This window comes from Mycolicibacterium stellerae (assembly GCF_003719305.1).
Classification (GTDB): Bacteria; Actinomycetota; Actinomycetes; order Mycobacteriales; family Mycobacteriaceae; genus Mycobacterium; species Mycobacterium stellerae.
The window spans coordinates 115159-129040 of the sequence record NZ_RARC01000016.1 but is presented as its reverse complement, the minus strand read 5'-3'; the positions used below and the strand labels follow the sequence as shown (position 1 = coordinate 129040).

Here is a 13882-nt window from a genome sequence, read left to right as displayed (position 1 = left end):
CGGCGACACCCACGCCCACGGCGCCGACGGCGTGCACTTCTTCACCCGCGGCAAAGCCATCACCCAACGCTGGCTCGACCCCAGCCACGGCGGCCTAGAACTCGGCTTCCCCCAAAACAAGTGAGTGATCCCGACATGACGAATCTCGACGAGCGCACCGACGCAACAGTGCTGCCCAACGGCCTGACCCTCGACGACGCCCGTAGCCAGGCAGCGCGGGCGTACGAACTCGACCGCGCGCACGTCTTCCACTCCTGGTCTGCCCAGGCCGAGATCGCGCCGATGACAATCGTGGCGTCGCAGGGCTCCTACATCTGGGACGGCGACGGAAACCGGTTGTTGGACTTCGCTTCTCAGCTGGTTTTCACCAACATCGGCCATCAGCACCCCAAGGTCGTCGCGGCCATCCAAGAGCAGGCGGCCAAGCTGTGCACGATCGCTCCGCAGCACGCCAACGACGCACGTTCTGAGGCAGCACGGTTGATCGCAGAGCGAACGCCCGGTGACCTGAACAAGATCTTCTTCACCAACGGCGGCGCCGACGCAAACGAACACGCTCTGCGAATGGCGCGACTGCACACCGGCCGCTACAAGGTGCTGACGCGGTACCGGTCCTACCACGGCGGCACCGACACCGCGATCAACATGACCGGCGATCCGCGACGCTGGCCCAATGACTACGGAAACAGCGGCGCCGTGCACTTTTTCGGCCCGTTCCTCTATCGCTCGCATTTCAACGCCACCACCGAGGAGCAGGAATCCGAACGCGCGCTTGCGCACCTCGACGAGGTGATCCGGCTGGAGGGGCCCGCGACCATCGCGGCGATCGTGCTGGAATCGGTGCCGGGGACCGCCGGAATCATGGTGCCGCCTCCTGGCTACATGGCAGGCGTGCGGGAACTGTGTGACCGCTACGGCATCGTGATGATCGCCGACGAGGTGATGGCGGGCTTCGGCCGTACCGGAAAATGGTTCGCCATCGACCATTTCGATGTCACGCCCGACCTGATCACCTTCGCCAAGGGCGTGACTTCCGGTTACGTGCCGCTCGGCGGTGTCGCCATCAGCCCGGCGATCGCGGAGACATTTGCGCACCGCGCCTATCCCGGCGGCCTCACCTATTCGGGCCATCCGCTGGCCACCGCCGCCGCCGTCGCCACCATCAATGCGATGGAAGACGAAGGCATGGTCGCCAACGCGGCTCGCATCGGCGCCGAGATCCTCGGACCCGGACTGGCCGACATCGCCGGACGTCATCGCAGTGTCGGCGAGGTCCGCGGCCTCGGCGTGTTCTGGGCGGTGGAACTCGTCGCCGACCAGCAGACCAAGGAGCCGCTGGCCCCGTACGGCGCATCGAGTGCCGCGATGAATGCCGTCGTCGGCGCGTGCAAGCAGGGCGGCATGATTCCGTTTGCGAACTTCAACCGGATACACGTCGTCCCGCCGTGCGCGGTCAGCGAGCAGGAGGCGCGCGACGGCCTTGCGATCCTTGACGCCGCACTCGACGTGGCCGACTCTCACCTCTGAGCGCAGTCCGACATCCGTTTTGGCTGATCGGCGGGCGATCGGCTACCCTTGAGCCGTTCCACCAAAGACCGTCGGTCACCGAGAAATCGGTTGAAGGTCCTGGATTGTCCGGGCGGCCTACGCAGGAGGACGAGGCAGTTGTAGATCAGCGCGCCCCGACCGTCTGCGTCGGGGCGTTCGTCATTTCTCAGGCCTTCAGACATCCGACCTCGGTCACCAACTACGAGGAGGCATGCATGGCCAAGGCTGACAAGGCCACCGCGGTTGCCGACATCGCCGAGCAGTTCACCCAGGCGACGGCAACGCTCGTCACCGAATACCGCGGACTGACGGTGGCTAACCTCAAGGACCTGCGCCGCTCGCTCGGTGACTCCGCTACCTACACCGTCGCCAAGAACACGCTGGTCAAGCGTGCCGCGGCAGAGGCAGGTATCGAGGGCCTCGACGAGCTGTTCGTCGGCCCCACGGCGATCGCGTTCGTCACGGGTGAGGCAGTCGACGCGGCTAAGGCGATCAAGAAGTTCGCTAAGGACAACAAGGCACTGGTCGTCAAGGGCGGCTACATGGACGGTCGACCGCTGACCGTCACGGAGATCGAGAAGATCGCCGATCTCGAGTCGCGCGAGGTGCTGCTGGCCAAGCTGGCCGGCGCGATGAAGGCCAACCTGACCAAGGCGGCGGGGCTGTTCCAGGCTCCCGCGTCGCAGGTCGCCCGGTTGGCTGCTGCACTGCAGGAGAAGAAGGCCGCAGAAGAAGCCGCAGCGTAAAAGCCGCGTAAATCACATCCACCCACAAAGACAGAAGAAGAAGTAAGGAAGGACCACCACCATGGCAAAACTGTCCACTGAGGATCTGCTCGACGCGTTCAAGGAACTGACCCTGCTCGAGCTTTCCGAGTTCGTGAAGGCGTTCGAGGAGACCTTCGACGTCACCGCCGCCGCCCCGGTCGCCGTTGCGGCCGCTCCCGGTGCGGCCGCCGCACCCGCCGAAGCCGCTGAGGAGCAGTCGGAGTTCGACGTCGTCCTCGAGGCCGCCGGTGACAAGAAGATCGGCGTCATCAAGGTCGTTCGCGAGATCGTGTCCGGTCTCGGCCTGAAGGAAGCCAAGGATCTGGTCGACAGCGCTCCGAAGCCGCTCCTGGAGAAGGTCGCCAAGGAAGCCGCCGAAGAGGCCAAGGCCAAGCTCGAGGCCGCGGGCGCGACGGTTACCGTCAAGTAGCGTCGTCGTACCGTCGGCTGAGCCGACAAACAAATGCTGTGGGGCTGATCTGGCAAACAGGTCGGCCCCACAGTGATTTTTGCCGTCGATGCTGGTCGGGCCCGAGATGAGACCTCCGACAAGTGTCCCGCAACCGGCGTCGTAAGCTACAGTGACTCAAGCCACAGCGGGCTGGCATGTGGCGGCACAACTCACTGGCGGAAGGATCTCGCGTGGGCATTGGTATTCAGGTCGAGGGACTGACCAAGTCCTTCGGGCCCCAGCGAATCTGGGAGGACGTCACCTTCGATATCCCGCCGGGTGAGGTCAGCGTGCTGCTGGGCCCGTCGGGTACCGGTAAGTCGGTGTTTTTGAAGTCGCTGATCGGGCTGCTGCGTCCAGAGCGCGGATCGATCATCGTCGATGGCACCAACATCATCGAGTGCTCCGCCAAGGAGCTCTACGAGATCCGGACCCTGTTCGGCGTCATGTTCCAGGACGGCGCCCTGTTCGGTTCGATGAGCCTGTATGACAACACCGCTTTCCCGTTGCGTGAACACACCAAGAAGAAGGAAAGCGAAATCCGCAACATCGTCATGGAGAAGCTTGAGGTTGTCGGCTTGGCCGGCGACGAGAACAAGTTTCCCGGCGAGATTTCCGGCGGTATGCGCAAGCGCGCTGGCCTGGCCCGCAGCCTGGTGCTCGACCCACAGATCATCCTGTGCGACGAGCCCGACTCGGGTCTTGACCCGGTCCGTACCGCCTACCTGAGCCAGCTGCTGATCGACATCAACGCCCAGATCGACGCGACGATCCTGATCGTGACGCACAACATCAACATCGCCCGCACCGTGCCCGACAACATCGGCATGCTGTTCCGCAAGCACCTGGTGATGTTCGGTCCGCGCGAAGTCTTGTTGACCAGCGATGAGCCTGTGGTGCGTCAGTTCCTCAACGGCCGCCGCCTTGGCCCCATCGGTATGTCGGAGGAAAAGGACGAGGCGCAGATGGCCGAGGAACAGGCCATGGTCGACGCCGGTCACCACGATGGCGGCGTCGAAGAGATCGAGGGTGTGCCGCCGCAGATCAGCGCCACCCCTGGCATGCCCGAGCGGCAGGCTGTCGGTCGACGCCAGGCCCGCGTGCGCGAGATCATGCACACGCTGCCGCCCAACGCCCAGGAAGCCATCCGCGACGACCTCGAGGGCACACACCAGTACGCAGCGCGCCCGATCCCCGACGATGCGGCGACCGCACGGCATCGCACCGCGGAGGACGAGGCGCCGACCGGTCGCATCCCGGTCACCGGAGAGCGCTGATTCTTTTCTTTTCACCGACTGCCGGCGGGCGACAATCCGCCGGCAGTCGTCTTTTTGGGCTGACGTTGTAGCGGAATCTTGTAAACACGCTCCTGAAGCTCGCGTCGACCGTTAGCGTTACCGGCGGTCCACAGACGGGAGACGGGCGTGGGCGACCGGTTCTTGGTCTGGCTCGGTGCGGGCGCGGTGTGCGCCGGTGTGACGGTCGGGATGCTGGTAGGAGCAGGCACGGCCTTCGCGCAGACCGAATCCGCCGGCGAGGGCGGCGCCAAAACGTCGCAGTCGGCGAATACCACTGAGAACAACCAAGATTCGAGTCGAGACGCTCCTTCGGCTGCGCCCGACGCCAGGCCGGCATTCAGCCGCGACGCCGCCAAGGCGATCAACGCCGTCAAGGAGGCGGTGAACGACGCCGTCACCAAGGTGGTGAAGGCCGAGGGTGAGAGCGACCGGGCAACCGTCGCCAAATCGAACGGCGCGACGACGGCCAGAGCCGAACCGGGTCAACGGGCCGCGAAGCTGGTCAACAATTTCGTTGCCGCGGTGGCACCAGGGCCCGACCGCAAGGTCGTGGTGGAAAGGACGCGGCACACCGACCCGGCCGAAACGGGGGTTCCGGTCGAGGCCGTCGACGCAGTCGAAACCGAGTCGACGAACGTGAAGATCGCGACAACCCTCCCCAACCGCGACGAACGCGAGACGTTGTTCGCGCCGAGGCGGTCGAACATCACCGTTGCCACCCCGATGGTCGCACAACCACAGGCCGCCGCCGCGTCGCCCACGATCGATGTGCCGCCGGTGGTCAGCGCCATCGGTACCGCCGTCTTCAACCTGATCTCGTTCGCCGAGAGCGTGTTCGAGGGGCCGCCGAAGGCTCTGCCGGGCAGCGGAGTCACGGTCACGCGGTCGACGCTGAAGATCGGAGATCAGGAAGTCCCCGCCGACTGGTACTTCCCTGACACCTACGACCCGCAGAGCGACACACCGCCTGAACGGATCATCTATCTGCAGCACGGCTTCCTGGCCACAGGTGTGTTCTACGACTACACGGCGTCCTACCTGGCCAAGTCGACCAACAGCGTCGTCGTCGCCCCAACGGTGACGTCCAATATTTTCGCCACCGACGGAATGTGGCTTGGCGGCGATCAGATGCATCAAGCGGTCGCCGACCTGTTCACCGACCACAACGCCGCATTGCTGACCAGCGCTCAGGACGCCGGCTACGGTCAGGACGCCCTCCCGCAGAACGTCGTCCTGGTCGGGCACTCGCTCGGCGGCGGTCTGGTGCTCGACGTCGCCCGATACATCGCGCAGAACCAGGCCGATGGCGACTCGACGTACTACACGCTGGCAGGCGTGGTGATGCTCGACGGCGTCTCATTCACCGATCCGGTGCCCATCCTTGAGGACATCCCCGACGACATCCCGGTGTACAACCTGTCCTCGACACCGAACCCCTGGAACTTGTTCGGGACGATGGACTACGCCCTGGCGAAGACGCGGGGCGGCCAGCCCACCGGGGCTCAGCTGCTCGGCAGTTGGCATTCGGATGCGATGGTGGGCGGCAATCCTCTCGTCCAGTTCGGTGCCTATCTGCTCACCGGCTACGGCGGGCCGGCGAACGTCGCGGGCTCCCAAATTCTCGCCGCTGGCTGGATCAACGACATGTTCGCCGGCACCGAGGCCTCCGGGTTCTACGGCCTGCCCGGTTCGACGATCACCATCCCGACCCCGGTCGGGCCCGCGATCGGGTTGATACAGCCGACCCCGGGGCCGATCACCTCGCTGGCCCGCGAGGTGACGGCGGCGTTCTTCGGGCTGTTTTCGCACATCAATTTCGCCACCGACGTCGACACGACACAGACACCTGTGTTGACGACGGGTCCTGCGATCGCGGCGTGACCAACCGGTAAAAGTCCACAACGACACGGCGTTATCTCTTGACGGAAAGGCTCCGACGGGCCAGTCTGTTGGGCAGCATGTGTAAACGGGTCAAGGACGCCAGCCAGCGCCCGAGTTGATTCAGCATGCCCGTAGTTGAGGAATACGCCGTCCTGCGCTATTGTTGGACGTTGCGCTGGCTGCCTCCTGCCCATCTACCGCCTCTGACACCGTGGTCCTAGGCTGAGCCCCGTTTCAGGCTCAGTATCTAGTCGCGTGCCCGTTGTTCAGGGCCGTCTGGACACAGGAGAACGCCAGCCGAACCGAACGCAGAGTTCGCGGCGTAGGGGTGGTGCACACCTTCCCGACAGTCGCATTAGGTGCTGGAAGGATGCATCTTGGCAGTCTCCCGCCAGAGCAAGTCCGCTACTACTACCTCTAGCTCCGTACCTGGAGCACCAAACCGAATTTCATTCGCCAAGCTCCGCGAGCCTCTCGAGGTTCCGGGGCTGCTCGAGGTGCAGACCCAGTCGTTCGAATGGCTGGTCGGCTCCGAGCGTTGGCGTGAGGTCGCCACCGCGCGTGGTGACATCAACCCTGTCGGTGGGCTCGAAGAGGTGCTGACTGAGCTGTCCCCGATCGAAGACTTCTCCGGATCGATGTCGCTGTCGTTCAGCGATCCGCGCTTCGACGAGGTCAAGGCACCGGTCGACGAGTGCAAAGACAAGGACATGACGTACGCGGCCCCGCTGTTCGTCACGGCCGAGTTCATCAACAACAACACCGGCGAGATCAAGAGCCAGACGGTGTTCATGGGTGACTTCCCGATGATGACGGAGAAAGGCACCTTCATCATCAACGGCACCGAGCGCGTCGTCGTCAGCCAGCTGGTCCGGTCGCCTGGTGTCTACTTCGACGAGGCCCGCGACAAGACCACCGACAAGACGCTGCACAGCGTCAAGGTGATCCCCGGCCGCGGTGCGTGGCTGGAGTTCGACGTCGACAAGCGCGACACCGTCGGTGTCCGTATCGATCGCAAGCGTCGTCAGCCCGTCACCGTGCTGCTGAAGGCGCTGGGCTGGACCGCCGAGCAGATCACCGAGCGGTTCGGTTTCTCCGAGATCATGATGTCGACGCTGGAGAAGGACAACACCGCAGGCACCGACGAGGCGCTGCTGGACATCTACCGCAAGCTGCGCCCGGGCGAGCCGCCCACCAAGGAGTCCGCGCAGACCCTGCTGGAGAACCTGTTCTTCAAGGAGAAGCGTTACGACCTGGCCCGGGTGGGTCGCTACAAGGTCAACAAGAAGCTCGGCCTCAACGTGGGCCAGCCCATCACGTCGTCGACGCTGAACGAAGAGGACGTCGTCGCGACCATCGAATACCTGGTGCGGCTGCACGAGGGACAAACGGTCATGACGGCTCCCGGAGGAGTCGAGGTTCCTGTCGAAGTTGACGACATCGACCACTTCGGCAACCGTCGTCTGCGCACCGTCGGTGAGCTGATCCAGAATCAGATCCGGGTCGGCCTTTCGCGCATGGAGCGCGTCGTTCGCGAGCGGATGACCACCCAGGACGTCGAGGCGATCACGCCGCAGACCCTGATCAACATCCGTCCCGTCGTGGCGGCGATCAAGGAGTTCTTCGGCACCAGCCAGCTGTCGCAGTTCATGGACCAGAACAACCCGCTTTCGGGCCTGACCCACAAGCGCCGTCTCTCGGCGCTGGGCCCCGGCGGTCTGTCCCGTGAGCGCGCCGGCCTCGAGGTCCGCGACGTGCACTCCAGCCACTACGGCCGGATGTGCCCGATCGAGACCCCTGAGGGTCCCAACATCGGGCTGATCGGCTCGCTGTCGGTGTACGCGCGGGTGAACCCGTTCGGCTTCATCGAGACGCCGTACCGCAAGGTGAACAACGGTGTCGTCAGCGACGACATCGAGTACCTGACGGCCGACGAGGAGGACCGCCACGTCGTGGCGCAGGCCAACTCGCCGATCGACGACAACGGCAAGTTCACCGAGGAGCGCGTTCTGGTCCGCCGTAAGGGCGGCGAGGTCGAGTTCGTGCCGTCCACCGAGGTTGACTACATGGACGTCTCACCGCGCCAGATGGTGTCGGTGGCCACGGCCATGATCCCGTTCCTCGAGCACGACGACGCCAACCGTGCCCTGATGGGTGCCAACATGCAGCGCCAGGCCGTTCCGCTGGTGCGCAGCGAGGCCCCGCTGGTCGGTACCGGTATGGAGCTGCGTGCCGCGATCGACGCTGGCGACGTTGTGGTGGCCGACAAGACAGGGGTGATCGAAGAGGTCTCGGCCGACTACATCACCGTAATGGCTGACGACGGCACCCGGCACACCTACCGGATGCGCAAGTTCGCCCGCTCCAACCACGGCACGTGCGCCAACCAGCGTCCGATCGTCGACCAAGGCGACCGGGTCGAAGCCGGCCAGGTCATCGCCGACGGTCCCTGCACCGAGCAGGGTGAGATGGCGCTTGGCAAGAACCTGCTCGTGGCGATCATGCCGTGGGAAGGCCACAACTACGAAGACGCGATCATCCTCTCCAACCGCCTGGTCGAAGAGGACGTGCTGACCTCGATCCACATCGAGGAGCATGAGATCGACGCCCGCGACACCAAGCTGGGCGCCGAGGAGATCACCCGGGATATCCCGAACGTCTCCGATGAGGTGCTGGCCGACCTCGACGAGCGCGGCATCGTCCGCATCGGCGCAGAGGTCCGCGACGGCGACATCCTGGTCGGCAAGGTCACGCCGAAGGGCGAGACCGAGCTGACCCCTGAGGAGCGCTTGCTCCGCGCGATCTTCGGTGAGAAGGCGCGCGAAGTCCGCGACACGTCGCTCAAGGTGCCGCACGGTGAGTCCGGCAAGGTGATCGGCATCCGGGTGTTCTCCCGCGAGGACGACGACGAGCTGCCTGCAGGCGTCAACGAACTGGTCCGCGTCTACGTGGCCCAGAAGCGCAAGATCTCCGACGGCGACAAGCTCGCCGGACGCCACGGCAACAAGGGCGTCATCGGCAAGATCCTGGCAGTCGAGGACATGCCGTTCCTTCCGGACGGCACGCCGGTCGACATCATCCTCAACACCCACGGTGTGCCGCGACGGATGAACATCGGCCAGATCCTGGAGACCCACCTCGGATGGGTCGCCAAGAGCGGCTGGAAGGTCGAGGGTTCACCCGACTGGGCGGGCAACCTGCCCGAGCAGCTGTTGGAGGCCGGGCCGGAGACCATCGTGTCGACGCCGGTGTTCGACGGCGCCAAGGAGGACGAGCTGACTGGTCTGCTCGCGTCGACGCTGCCCAACCGTGACGGCGACGTACTGGTCAACGGTGACGGTAAGGCACAGCTCTTCGACGGCCGCAGTGGCGAACCGTTCCCGTACCCGGTGACGGTCGGCTACATGTACATCCTCAAACTGCACCACCTGGTGGACGACAAGATCCACGCCAGGTCCACCGGCCCGTACTCGATGATCACCCAGCAGCCGCTGGGCGGTAAGGCGCAGTTCGGTGGCCAGCGGTTCGGTGAGATGGAGTGCTGGGCCATGCAGGCCTACGGCGCGGCGTACACGCTGCAGGAGCTGTTGACCATCAAGTCCGACGACACCGTCGGTCGGGTCAAGGTGTACGAAGCGATCGTCAAGGGCGAGAACATCCCCGAGCCGGGCATCCCCGAGTCGTTCAAGGTGCTGCTCAAGGAACTGCAGTCGTTGTGCCTGAACGTCGAGGTGCTGTCGAGTGACGGCGCCGCGATCGAAATGCGCGACGGCGACGACGAGGATCTGGAGCGCGCTGCTGCGAACCTGGGAATCAACTTGTCCCGCAACGAATCTGCTTCTGTTGAGGACCTTGCCTGATTCGCGGCTCGCCGCGGAGCTTAATTAGTTACTTGGTTACTAATCCCGAAAGGGGAAAGGGAGTTACGTGCTAGACGTCAACTTCTTCGATGAACTCCGGATCGGTCTTGCGACCGCCGACGACATCCGTAACTGGTCGTTCGGTGAGGTCAAGAAGCCGGAGACCATCAACTACCGCACGCTCAAGCCAGAGAAGGACGGCCTTTTCTGCGAGAAGATCTTCGGACCGACTCGCGACTGGGAGTGCTACTGCGGCAAGTACAAGCGCGTCCGCTTCAAGGGCATCATCTGTGAGCGCTGCGGCGTCGAGGTCACTCGCGCCAAGGTGCGTCGTGAGCGGATGGGCCACATCGAGCTGGCCGCGCCGGTCACCCACATCTGGTACTTCAAGGGCGTCCCGTCGCGTCTGGGCTACCTGCTGGACCTGGCGCCCAAGGATCTCGAGAAGATCATCTACTTCGCGGCTTACGTCATCACCGCCGTGGACAACGAGATGCGGCACAACGAGCTGTCCACGCTCGAGGCCGAGATGGTCGTGGAGCGCAAGGCCGTCGAGGACCAGCGCGACTCCGATCTCGAGGCGCGCGCACAGAAGCTCGAGGCCGACCTCAAGGAGCTCGAAGAGGAAGGCGCCAAGTCCGACGTCCGGCGCAAGGTCCGCGACGGCGGCGAGCGTGAGATGCGTCAGCTCCGCGACCGTGCCCAGCGCGAGCTGGACCGGCTCGAGGAGATCTGGACCACCTTCACCAAGCTGGCTCCCAAGCAGCTGATCGTCGACGAGGTGCTCTACCGCGAGCTCATCGACCGCTACGGCGAGTACTTCCAGGGCGCCATGGGCGCGGAGTCGATCAAGAAGCTCATCGAGAACTTCGACATCGACGCCGAGGCCGAGACGCTGCGTGACGTGATCCGCAATGGCAAGGGGCAGAAGAAGCTTCGCGCCCTCAAGCGCCTCAAGGTGGTCGCCGCATTCCAGCAGTCGGGCAACTCCCCGATGGGCATGGTGCTCGACGCGGTGCCGGTGATCCCGCCGGAGCTGCGCCCGATGGTGCAGCTCGACGGTGGCCGGTTCGCCACCTCGGACCTCAACGACCTGTACCGCCGCGTGATCAACCGCAACAACCGCCTCAAGAGGCTGATCGACCTCGGCGCGCCCGAGATCATCGTCAACAACGAGAAGCGGATGCTGCAGGAGTCGGTGGACGCGCTGTTCGACAACGGCCGCCGCGGCCGCCCGGTCACCGGACCGGGTAACCGTCCGCTCAAGTCGCTTTCGGATCTGCTCAAGGGCAAGCAGGGCCGGTTCCGTCAGAACCTGCTCGGCAAGCGCGTCGACTACTCGGGCCGTTCGGTCATCGTGGTCGGCCCGCAGCTCAAGCTGCACCAGTGCGGTCTGCCCAAGCTGATGGCACTCGAGCTGTTCAAGCCGTTCGTGATGAAGCGTCTCGTCGACCTGAACCACGCGCAGAACATCAAGAGCGCCAAGCGGATGGTGGAGCGTCAGCGTCCGCAGGTGTGGGATGTGCTTGAAGAGGTCATCGGCGAGCACCCGGTGCTGCTGAACCGTGCACCGACGCTGCACCGGCTGGGTATCCAGGCCTTCGAGCCGCAGTTGGTGGAAGGCAAGGCAATTCAGCTGCACCCGCTGGTGTGCGAGGCGTTCAACGCCGACTTCGACGGCGACCAGATGGCGGTGCACCTGCCGCTGAGCGCCGAGGCCCAGGCCGAGGCACGCATCCTGATGCTGTCGTCGAACAACATCCTGTCGCCCGCGTCGGGCCGCCCGCTGGCCATGCCGCGTCTGGACATGGTGACCGGGCTGTACTTCCTGACCACCGAGATCCCCGGTGACATCGGCGAGTACCAGCCGGCCGCCAAGGACAAGCCGGAATTCGGCGTCTACGCGTCGCCCGCCGAGGCGATCATGGCGCTGGACCGCGGCGCGCTGTCGGTGCGGGCCAAGATCAAGGTACGGCTGACGCAATTGCGTCCACCCGCCGAGGTCGAGGCCGAGTTGTTCGGCGACGACGGGTGGAAGCCCGGCGACGCCTGGACGGCGGACACCACGCTGGGCCGGGTGCTGTTCAACGAGCTGCTGCCGACGAAGTACCCCTTCATCAACCAGCAGATGCACAAGAAGGTTCAGGCGTCGATCATCAACGACCTGGCCGAGCGCTACCCGATGATCGTGGTCGCGCAGACCGTGGACAAGCTGAAGGACGCCGGCTTCTACTGGGCCACCCGTTCGGGTGTCACCGTGTCGATGGCCGACGTGCTGGTGCCGCCGAACAAGCAGGAGATCCTCGACCGCTACGAGAAGGAAGCCGACGGGATCGAAAAGAAGTACCAGCGCGGTGCTTTGAACCACGACGAGCGCAACGGCGAGCTGGTCAAGATCTGGCAGCAGGCGACCGAAGAGGTCGGCAAGGCGCTGGAGGAGCACTACCCGGAGGACAACCCGATCATCACGATCGTGAAGTCCGGAGCAACGGGCAACCTCACCCAGACCCGCACGCTGGCAGGCATGAAGGGTCTGGTGACCAACCCGAAGGGTGAGTTCATCCCGCGCCCGATCAAGTCCTCGTTCCGCGAGGGCCTGACCGTGCTGGAGTACTTCATCAACACCCACGGCGCCCGAAAGGGTCTGGCGGACACCGCTCTTCGTACCGCTGACTCGGGTTACCTGACCCGTCGTCTGGTCGACGTGTCTCAGGATGTGATCGTCCGCGAGGCCGACTGCGAGACCGAGCGCGGCATCAACGTCACGCTGGCCGAACTGGCAGCCGACAATTCGCACATCCGCGACCCGCACATCGAAACGTCGGCGTATGCGCGGACTCTGGCGGCCGACGCCGTCGACGCGAAGGGCAACGTCATCGTCGAGCGGGGTCACGATCTCGGTGACCCGGCCATCGATGCGCTGCTGGCGGCCGGCATCACCGAGGTCAAGGTTCGTTCGGTGCTGACCTGCACGACCGGCACCGGCGTGTGCGCGATGTGCTACGGCCGTTCGATGGCGACCGGCAAGCTGGTCGACATCGGCGAGGCGGTCGGCATCGTGGCCGCGCAGTCGATCGGCGAGCCCGGCACGCAGCTGACCATGCGCACCTTCCACCAGGGCGGTGTGGGTGAGGACATCACCGGCGGTCTGCCCCGCGTGCAGGAGCTGTTCGAGGCCCGCGTGCCGCGCAACAAGGCGCCGATCGCGGACGTCAGTGGACGGGTTCAGCTAGATGAGACGGAGTCCTTCTACAAGATCACCATCGTCCCCGACGACGGTGGCGAGGAAGTCGTCTACGACAAGCTGCCCAAGCGCAACCGTCGCCTCAAGGTGTTCAAGCACGAGGACGGCTCCGAGCGGCTGCTCACCGACGGCGACCACGTCGAGGTCGGCCAGCAGCTGATGGAAGGCTCCGCGGACCCGCACGAGGTGCTGCGCGTCCAGGGCCCCCGCGAGGTGCAGATCCACCTCGTCAAGGAGGTCCAGGAGGTCTACCGCGCTCAGGGTGTGTCGATCCACGACAAGCACATCGAGGTGATCGTCCGGCAGATGCTGCGTCGCGTCACGATCATCGATTCGGGTGCCACGGAGTTCCTGCCCGGCTCGCTGACCGAACGTGGCGAGTTCGAGTCGGAGAACCGTCGGGTGGTTGCCGAGGGCAGCGAGCCCGCTGCGGGTCGCCCGGTGCTGATGGGCATCACGAAGGCATCGCTGGCCACGGACTCGTGGCTGTCGGCGGCGTCGTTCCAGGAGACCACGCGAGTGCTTACCGATGCGGCGATCAACTGCCGCAGCGACAAGCTGCAGGGTCTGAAGGAGAACGTGATCATCGGCAAGCTGATCCCGGCAGGTACCGGTATCAACCGGTACCGCAACATCCAGGTGCAGCCGACCGAGGAGGCGCGGGCCGCCGCGTACACGATCCCGTCCTACGAGGATCAGTACTACAGCCCCGACTTCGGCCAGGCGACCGGAGCCGCGGTTCCGCTGGACGACTACGGCTACAGCGACTACCGCTAAGTCACGTCATAGGAAAAGCCCCCGGTATCGCCGGGGGCTTTTTCGTGCGCGGTCGT

The 13882-nt window shown here is 64.8% G+C and carries 7 protein-coding genes; all 7 read left to right on the top strand.

Annotation, left to right across the window (positions count from 1 at the left end):
• Positions 1-135 precede the first annotated feature (135 nt).
• The 7 genes from D6M19_RS20040 to D6M19_RS20010 all read left to right on the top strand — a co-directional run bounded on the left by D6M19_RS20040 (position 136) and on the right by D6M19_RS20010 (position 13826).
• On the top strand, positions 136-1527 hold the full coding sequence (locus D6M19_RS20040) for an aspartate aminotransferase family protein (RefSeq protein ID WP_123027014.1): 1392 nt from the start codon (positions 136-138) through the stop codon (positions 1525-1527).
• A gap of 236 nt (positions 1528-1763) precedes the next feature.
• Positions 1764-2294: a 50S ribosomal protein L10 gene (gene rplJ, locus D6M19_RS20035; RefSeq protein ID WP_123027013.1), complete on the top strand. Its 531-nt coding sequence runs from the start codon at positions 1764-1766 to the stop codon at positions 2292-2294.
• Between the two features lie 61 nt (positions 2295-2355).
• Entirely contained in the window at positions 2356-2745 is a 390-nt protein-coding gene (gene rplL / locus D6M19_RS20030; protein WP_123026987.1) for a 50S ribosomal protein L7/L12, read from the top strand.
• 212 nt (positions 2746-2957) lie between these two features.
• Positions 2958-4043 (top strand): ABC transporter ATP-binding protein, encoded by a 1086-nt coding sequence (locus tag D6M19_RS20025; protein WP_123027012.1) that lies wholly within the window; start codon positions 2958-2960, stop codon positions 4041-4043.
• Between the two features lie 147 nt (positions 4044-4190).
• On the top strand, positions 4191-5945 hold the full coding sequence (locus tag D6M19_RS20020) for a lipase family protein (protein ID WP_123026986.1): 1755 nt from the start codon (positions 4191-4193) through the stop codon (positions 5943-5945).
• A 359-nt stretch (positions 5946-6304) separates the two neighbouring features.
• Positions 6305-9805, top strand: coding sequence for a DNA-directed RNA polymerase subunit beta (gene rpoB, locus D6M19_RS20015; protein ID WP_123026985.1), 3501 nt, complete (start codon positions 6305-6307; stop codon positions 9803-9805).
• A 67-nt stretch (positions 9806-9872) separates the two neighbouring features.
• Entirely contained in the window at positions 9873-13826 is a 3954-nt protein-coding gene (locus tag D6M19_RS20010; protein ID WP_123026984.1) for a DNA-directed RNA polymerase subunit beta', read from the top strand.
• The last annotated feature ends 56 nt before the right edge of the window (positions 13827-13882 follow it).